This is a genomic window from Vibrio sp. 2134-1 (assembly GCF_033339495.1).
Genome location: NZ_JAWOUS010000071.1, coordinates 1 through 1,894 on the forward strand (window position 1 = coordinate 1; position 1,894 = coordinate 1,894).

Consider the following 1,894-nt stretch of genomic DNA (forward strand, 5'->3'; position numbering starts at 1 on the left):
GTGTCGTTACCTAAGACCTTAATGATGGTCGGCGTGTCTTCCACAACCGTCGCGTTGTCTGCCACGATATCCGCCACTGGCGCTACCGTGAAGTTCACCGTTTGGCTAACGCTTTCGCCGCTTGGATCGGTCGCCGTAAAGGTTAGGATTTCTGAGCCGTTCCAGTCAGCGGTTGGAGTGAACGTAGCAATACCGTTGACGATCGCCACTTGAATGTTGCTGTTGCCAGAGACACTAAACGTTAACTCACCATCGGCGTTATCCACATCACTGAAAGCGGTATTTAGATCGATGCTGTATGGCGTGAAGTCTTCCGCCAAGGTTTGGTCTGCAATGCTGCTTTCAACCACAGGCGTGTCGTTCACCGCATTCACGGTGACGTTGACCGTCGCTTGGTCAGTCAGTGAACCATCGGTCACGGTATAAGTGATTTCAGCGTCACCATGGAAGTTCTCAGCCGGTGTGAACACCAACTTGCCGTCAACAATTTCAACTGTACCTTGGTCACTCGGCACAGACGCCGAGTCAATACGTAATGTATCGCCATCAATGTCGGTGTCGTTTGGCAGGACATCAATCGTCACTGGCGTGTCTTCGTCAGTAACGGCATTGTCATTGGTCGCCACTGGCGCGTCATTCACTGGCGTCACATCGATGTTCACTGTGGTGGACTCGGATACCCCACCGGAGGTAACGATGTAGGTGAAGCTGTCTGTTCCGTGATAGTTGTCGTTTGGCGTGTAAGTCACACTGCCGTCAGGGTTGACCGAGACCGTGCCGTTCGCTGGACCGTTATTGCTATCCAGCGACAACACTTTGTCGTTGCCTTCGAACGTGTCGTTATCTAAAACCTTAATGATGGTTGGCGTGTCTTCCACAACCGTCGCGTTGTCTGCCACGATGTCCGCCACAGGCGCTACCGTGAAGTTCACCGTTTGGCTAACGCTCTCGCCGCTTGGATCGGTAGCCGTAAAGGTCAACGCTTCTGAGCCGTTCCAGTCTGCGGTTGGGCTAATGGTCGCGATGCCATTTTCAATCGACACCAACACGTTGTTGTTGCCAGAAACGCTGAAGCTCAGCTCGCCATCCACGTTATCCACATCGCTGAAGGCCGTATTCAGATCGATGCTGTATGGCGTAAAGTCTTCCGCCAAGGTTTGGTCTGCAATGTTGCTTTCAACCACAGGCGTGTCGTTCACCGCATTCACGGTGACGTTGACCGTCGCTTGGTCAGTCAGTGAACCATCGGTAACGGAGTAAGTGATTTCAGCGTCGCCATGGAAGTTCTCAGCCGGTGTGAAGACCAGTTTGCCGTCAACAATTTCGACTGTCCCTTGGTTACTCGGCACAGACGCTGATTGGATAGACAGCGTATCACCATCAATATCGGTGTCGTTTGGCAGGACATCAATCGTGACTGGCGTGTCTTCGTCAGTAATCGCCGTGTCATTGGTCGCCACTGGCGCATCGTTCACTGGCGTGACATCGACGTTCACCGTGGTGGACTCCGATACCCCACCGGACGTGACGATGTAGGTGAAGCTGTCTGTACCATGGTAGTTGTCGTTCGGCGTGTAGGTCACGCTGCCGTCCGGGTTGACTGAGACCGTGCCGTTAGCTGGACCGTTATTGGTATCGATCGACACCACTTTGTCGTCGCCTTCGAACGTGTCGTTACCTAAAACCTTAATGATGGTCGGCGTATCTTCCACAACCGTCGCGTTATCTGCCACGATGTCCGCCACAGGGGCTACCGTGAAGTTCACCGTTTGGCTGACACTCTCGCCGCTTGGATCGGTAGTAGTAAAGGTCAGCGCTTCTGAGCCGTTCCAGTCTGCCGTTGGGCTAATGGTCGCGATGCCATTTTCAATCGAAACCAACACGTTGCTGTTGC

The 1,894-nt window shown here is 53.4% G+C and carries 1 protein-coding gene; it reads right to left on the reverse strand.

Annotation, left to right across the window (positions count from 1 at the left end; genetic code table 11):
* Window positions 1-1,894 (reverse strand): tandem-95 repeat protein (locus tag R7R78_RS23895; RefSeq protein WP_225474349.1); only part of this gene is annotated, 1,894 nt, incomplete at both ends.